This window comes from Thermostichus sp. MS-CIW-38 (assembly GCF_054058415.1).
In genome coordinates, this window is the sequence record NZ_JBSSAH010000068.1 from 1 (window position 1) to 5,744 (window position 5,744).

Sequence of the window (5,744 nt, forward strand, 5' to 3'; positions counted from 1 at the left end):
AAACCAGCCTAGAGGCCCGTGGTTGGCTTGCCAACTGCAGGGCTACCGAAAGCCCGCCCTGTACTGCGAAGCAGTCAGGGTCGGGTAGTTTACGTTAACTCATGTTAATTTGGGGGCGTCTTCCTCTTCCATCCTGCGATCTCTATGAGCATTCAACTTCCTCGCTGGCTAGAACTGGCCTTGCCTTTCTTTCATCCTGTGCTGATGATTTTGGCATTTGCGCTGGCCCTGTATGCCCTTTACCTGGGTCTGCAAGCGCGACGGGTGCGCACTGCCTCAGCAGAAGAACGCAAGGAGCTGATCAAAGGGAAGTTTGGTCAGCGGCATTTCCTCGCCGGATCCCTGTTCTTGGTGTTGATGGTGTTCGGGGCGCTGGGCGGCATGGGGGTTACCTACCTGAACAATGGCAAGCTGTTTGTTGGGCCTCACCTGCTGGCTGGGTTGGGCATTGTGGCCTTGGTGGCCAGCTCTGCGGCTCTAGCACCGCTGATGAAAGACGGGCAAAAGGTCTGGGCGCGTAATGTGCATGTCCTATTAAACGTGGTGATCCTGGCGATCTTGGGTTGGCAGGCGGTGACCGGCTTTCAGATTGTGCAGCGCATCGTCAACCAAATGCTAACCACACCCCAGGTGGCTTAATCTCCCCGAAAGACCCATGCAACCCTGAACAGGGCTGAGCTTTGGTAGGACTTTGTCCCGCTGGTGCGAGCCGAGAAGTCCGTCGACCCAAAGACTTCGGCCTCCCCTTTTCGGAACCCAGAGCTTCATCATGTCAGAATGGCAGAGCAGGCGCTGCATCCTTCGGCTGTAGAGGGGCGCAGTCTTGTTGCCGATACCCAGTTAACGCAACGGTTCTCCCTATGTCGGTTAGCCCTCTTCCCAGTTGGGTCAAGCGTTCCATCGGCAAAGCCAGCGAGACTTCAGCGGTGCAGCAGGTGATCAAGCAGCGGGGCCTGCACACCATTTGTGAGGAGGGGCGCTGTCCAAATCGAGCCGAGTGCTACAGCCAAAAAACCGCTACATTTCTGCTGATGGGAGGGATCTGTACCCGCGCCTGCTCTTTTTGCCAGGTGGCCAGTGGACGGCCCGCACCGTTGGATCCCACAGAGCCGGAGAAAGTGGCCGAGGCGGTTGAGCTGCTGGGGCTCAGCTATGTGGTACTCACCTCGGTGGCCCGCGACGATCTGCCCGACCAGGGATCCGGTCGCTTTGTGGAGGTCATGGAGGCAATTCGGCGGCGCTGCCCCGGCACCCAGATCGAGGTGCTTACCCCCGACTTTCGCGGGGATCGCGAGTGCATTGCCCGTGTGGTGGCTGCCCAGCCTGTTTGCTACAACCACAACATCGAAACGGTGCGACGCCTCTCCCAGGCAGTACGGCGCAGCTCCGGCTACGACTTGTCCTTACGGGTTTTGCGAACGGTCAAGGAGCTGAATCCTGGATTACCCACCAAGTCTGGGCTGATGCTGGGGCATGGGGAGACCCGCGCAGAAGTGCTGGAAACTTTCCGGGATCTGCTGGCGGTGGGATGCGATCGTCTGACTCTGGGGCAATACCTACAACCTTCCTTGGCCCATCGCCCTGTGGAACGCTACTGGACTCCGGAAGAGTTTGCCGAGCTGGGCCAGATAGCCCGCCAGATGGGGTTTCGCCAGGTGCGCTCAGGGCCATTGGTGCGCAGCTCCTACCACGCTGCCGAAATGGTTGAGAACTAGGCCAGGGAGCTTGGCAGAGAGGCTGTGCAGTCTGTCATAGCCAACCTTTCCCGTCCGATCAAGGCACGAAGGCCCGCTTCCAGGCCGAACGCTCGGGCTGCAAACCGGCTGAGCACCTGTGGCGCCAGGGATCCCAGGCGGTACAGGCTGACCCCCGCCACCAGACCCGGCAAAAGGCCGTTGCCCCAGTCTCCCCACAGCCAGGAACTCACCCCTTCCGCCAGCAGCAGCAGAGCCCCATTGAGCAGCAGCGGTCGCCACAGCCCCTCGCGAAAGGAGACTAGCCCCCTCCACAAGGCCGTCCGGGGTAGGTGAAGCCGCACTCCCAAGCCCAGCAGCCAAAGACCATCCAGCAGCGGGGCCAACAGCAAATCCAACCCCAGCGGAGCTAAGCCCACCCCCATCCCCTTGCCAAGGGCGAAAATCCTGCCCCATTGCTCCACAAAGGGGGCATGGTGCTGCCACTGTTTTTCCAGAATCTGGGCCTGAACCCGGTCCAGCCGCTTCAACACATTCAAAGCCAGGAGGGATCCCGCCTCGGTTTGCAAAATCTGCAGAATTCGCCCCCGCAAGGCTTCAATTTGGGGTGCAGGCCGTTCCCATTCCAAAGTAATGCGGCCATCCGGCCAGTGGGTGCGGACTTTCAGGGGTTTTGGGCAGGCGGCCACGGTCAAAATCTCCTGTGGCGATACCCAGCCCAGGTGGCGGCTGATCTGGGCACAAATGGCCTGCAACTCCGCTTCGGAGTAGAGATCGCATTTGTTCAACACCAGCAGGATGGGCTTGTATAGAGTGCGCAGCTCCGAGAGAGCTTGGTATTCCAACTGGGTCAGGTCGGTGGCGATGACAAACACGATCAAATCCGCCGAGCGGGCCACATCCCAGGCCAACTGTTCGCGGGCTTCTCCTTCCACTTCGTTCAAACCCGGAGTATCCACCAGCTTCACTCGCCAAGGGATCCCTGGCCCCGGCTGCCACAGCAGGGATTGGGGCTGCTGAGTGACCCCATTGAGGGGGCCCACCTTCAATCGCTCCTCGCCGGTTAGGGCGTTCAGGACAGCCGACTTGCCACGGTTGACCAGCCCAAACACCGCAATGGAAAACAGCCGCGCGGTGAGGCGCTTGCGCAAAGTGGATAGAGCCCTGAACTCCGGTTGTAAATCCCGACGGCTGGCCAGAGATTGCCAATGATCCCAGCACCTTTGCAAAACGGTTTCGGCTTGGGTCAAGGGAGTGGTCATAGACAGGGGCAATGGACTAACCCTCACTCTAGAGGGAATTGCCCCTCAGGGCTAGCCGTTTCTCCCCCCCAGCGTGGGGAATCCAAACCCCACAAAATAGGGCATGATCACCCTAGGGTTCCGCCGACTTTCCTATGTTGTACCGCCTTCCCCAATCTCTGAAATGGCTTCGTGTGGGTGGATCCCATCGTTCTAAGCAAGAGCGCCAGATCGTGCGCAGCCTGCTGGCCTTTGCTGGGGCGCTGCTGGTTATGGATGTTGTGCTTCTGAGCGCCCTTCGCTAGTCCAACTTGGCAAGCCCATCGTTAGGTGATTCCGAACAAGTCTAAGTCTGAGGCATTCCTCTAGCACTGCTACAGGCAAGCACTCCCAGCCCCTTGCCCATTATGAGGAGAGGGGATCCCAGAATTGGCAAACAGTTGCACTGCAACTCGAAATAACCCCAACCCGATCAGAGGGTGGGAAGGGTTTTCCAAGTTACCAAGTTGCCTGTCAGGCAACTGTTAATTGACCAGCAAAAGGCTAGCTGGGATCCCTTATGCTGCGAGGGCAAGCCGCCGGGGATGGGGGCCGGATCGGGAATAATGGAAGCGGCCCCAGCCGGGAGAGCTGGGTTTTCCCCGCGCTGAGGTCGTTGTTTCCCTTCTCTTGAGGCCGGCTATGGTTTTGCAGGAGGCGGCGGGCGTGCCCCGCATCAACGCGCGCGAGTCGGATGTTTTCGACATTTTCAACCTGAAGCATTATCTCGGCCCTAACCCCTATCTCAATACAGCCGCTTTCACCTTCGACTTTGCCCTTACCCAGTGCCCACAGCCGCTGCCCATTGATGTCTACCTGTCCAAGGTCTGCTTCCATTTCCCCCAGTTGCAGGAGGGATCTTATCCTTCCTACGCCCACTTGTTTGCCCGGCTGGTGACGGAGGTGAACCGGTTGCAGATGGATCTCCACTTGCAGAAGTGGAGCTGTCACCTGTTTCCAGAGTATGTGCGCATCGCGGTGCAGACCTTGCATGGCCGTACCACTCGTGCCGCGGTTTATTTTGCTTGGGATTGGCTGGAAGCCATCGCCCAGGGGGAGCCCTTCGACGTTGAAGGGGAGATGCGCCGCCTGCAGCAATTGTTTCGCGACTCGGTGTACGGCGGGCCGACGGTCTATGCCCTCCTGCGGGCTGCTCACGAACGCGGGATCCCGACCTACTACCTATGGGATGAAGGGGTGATGCAGTATGGCTATGGTCGCAACCAGGTGCGAGGGGTGGCCACCACCTTTCACTGCGACAGCCATCTCGACTCTGACTTCACCACCCGCAAAGACGATTGCAAAGCCTTTCTGGCGGCGCAAGGGTTCCCCGTGCCCCAGGGAGAGGTGGTCGCCTCTTTGGCAGAAGCTTTGCAGCAAGCGCAAGAAATCGGCTATCCGGTGGTGCTCAAGCCGGTGGCCGGCCACAAGGGGATAGGGGTAACAGCAGGCATTCAAACCCCAGAAGAACTGGCCTTTGCCTACGAGGTAGCCGTGGCAGCCCTTCCCCCTGAGGAGCCCATCCGACTGATCCTGGAAAAGCATCTGCAGGGCACCGATTTTCGCCTGTTGTGTGTGGGAGGCCGCTTTGTGGCGGCCACGGAACGACGCCCCGCCTCGGTGACGGGAGATGGCCAAAGCACCATCGGGCAGCTCATCGAGCAGGCCAACCGGGATCCCGTCCGTTGGGATACCCCCACTTCTCCCCTGGGGCCGATCCAATGGGATGAGGCAATGGAGCGCTTTCTGGCAGAGCAAGGCTTGACAGTGGACAGTGTGCTGGAACCGGGGCGGACGGTCTATCTGCGCAAGGTATCCAATCTCTCGGCGGGAGGAGTGAGCCGCGATGTCACGGCCACCGTCCATCCCGACAACGTGGTTTTGGCCCAAACCATTGCCCAGCAGTTCTCGCTGGTGTGCTTGGGCATCGATGTCATTGCCCCCAGCCTGGAGCGCTCCTGGAAGGAGGGATCCCTGGGGATCATCGAGATCAATGCTGCGCCAGGTGTGCTCATGCACCAAAAACCTGCCATTGGCGCGGGAGTGGATGTGCCGGGGGCAATCCTCGACCATCTGTTTCCCAAGACGGCCCGCATCCCGATTTTGACCTTTAACCGCCTCACCTTGGCGGAGGCGCACACCTTGGTGGAGCATATTTTGTCCCACCGCCCCAACGCATGTGTGGGATCCGTCTGTCGGGAGGGCGTGCTGCTAAACCACAGCTCTAGACCCCTGCAGGGCAGCCTCTTTCGCCAGGTGAAAACCCTGCTGCGCCATCCCCAACTGGATCTGCTTTTGGCGGAAGCCGACGAAGAGACCCTGGAGCGGGAGGGCTTGGCCTACGAAGGCAGCGATCTGGTGGTGCTGCGGGATCCCTCCGATCAAGAGCTGCAAACCCTGAAACGGGATCTCAACCCCGGCGGCGCCCTCTTCCTGCAGCGGGGATCCACCCTAACTTTGACGGTGGCGGGCCAGGCGGAGCGATTTGAATTGCCGGGGACAGACCTTCAGATGGGGATCCTGCTGCGCTCCATGACCCTGCGGATCATCTGCAGAACCATTAGCCAGATGCTGAAGAACTGGTCTGGCTGAGGGGCTTTGGATTTTCTTCAGATTCTTGTAAAAGGGTAGGCAAAACAAGGGATCCCTGCTGGGGAAAAAGGCCGGCCAGCCAGTCAGCTAGAAATCGCAGGAGCCCCGCACTGTACCCGTAGGGTCAGTGTCGGGAGGAATGCGCTTTGATGAAGTACAATGAACTTATGAGCCAAGT

At 59.5% G+C, this 5,744-nt stretch carries 5 protein-coding genes; 4 read left to right on the forward strand and 1 reads right to left on the reverse strand.

Going from position 1 to position 5,744, the window contains the following annotated elements; translation table 11 throughout:
• Positions 1 to 144: 144 nt before the first annotated feature.
• Positions 145 to 639, forward strand: coding sequence for a DUF4079 domain-containing protein (locus ACVWXZ_RS14105; protein WP_011429588.1), 495 nt, complete (start codon positions 145 to 147; stop codon positions 637 to 639).
• 221 nt (positions 640 to 860) lie between these two features.
• On the forward strand, positions 861 to 1,715 hold the full coding sequence (gene lipA / locus ACVWXZ_RS14110; protein WP_011434441.1) for a lipoyl synthase: 855 nt from the start codon (positions 861 to 863) through the stop codon (positions 1,713 to 1,715).
• On the opposite strand, the gene ACVWXZ_RS14115 is transcribed toward lipA, so the two are convergent.
• The gene (locus ACVWXZ_RS14115) at positions 1,712 to 2,956 is read right to left on the reverse strand and encodes an Era-like GTP-binding protein (RefSeq protein WP_457482659.1); all 1,245 of its coding nucleotides are present in this window, start codon (positions 2,954 to 2,956) and stop codon (positions 1,712 to 1,714) included. The genes lipA and ACVWXZ_RS14115 overlap by 4 nt on opposite strands.
• A 134-nt stretch (positions 2,957 to 3,090) precedes the next feature.
• Here ACVWXZ_RS14115 and ACVWXZ_RS14120 point away from each other — a divergent pair, with 134 nt between their 5' ends.
• Both ACVWXZ_RS14120 and ACVWXZ_RS14125 read left to right on the forward strand, forming a co-directional pair.
• Positions 3,091 to 3,240, forward strand: coding sequence for a hypothetical protein (locus ACVWXZ_RS14120; protein ID WP_011429585.1), 150 nt, complete (start codon positions 3,091 to 3,093; stop codon positions 3,238 to 3,240).
• 376 nt (positions 3,241 to 3,616) lie between these two features.
• Positions 3,617 to 5,566, forward strand: a complete 1,950-nt coding sequence (locus tag ACVWXZ_RS14125) for an acetate--CoA ligase family protein (RefSeq protein ID WP_414407162.1) — start codon at positions 3,617 to 3,619, stop codon at positions 5,564 to 5,566.
• The last annotated feature ends 178 nt before the right edge of the window (positions 5,567 to 5,744 follow it).

Bases quoted from the DNA above. Each gene is read 5' to 3' on its own strand.
- ACVWXZ_RS14105 (WP_011429588.1), top strand. From the start codon at position 145: ATGAGCATTCAACTTCCTCGCTGGCTAGAACTGGCCTTGCCTTTCTTT.
- lipA (WP_011434441.1), top strand. From the start codon at position 861: ATGTCGGTTAGCCCTCTTCCCAGTTGGGTCAAGCGTTCCATCGGCAAA.
- ACVWXZ_RS14115 (WP_457482659.1), bottom strand. From the start codon at position 2,956: ATGACCACTCCCTTGACCCAAGCCGAAACCGTTTTGCAAAGGTGCTGG.
- ACVWXZ_RS14120 (WP_011429585.1), top strand. From the start codon at position 3,091: ATGTTGTACCGCCTTCCCCAATCTCTGAAATGGCTTCGTGTGGGTGGA.
- ACVWXZ_RS14125 (WP_414407162.1), top strand. From the start codon at position 3,617: ATGGTTTTGCAGGAGGCGGCGGGCGTGCCCCGCATCAACGCGCGCGAG.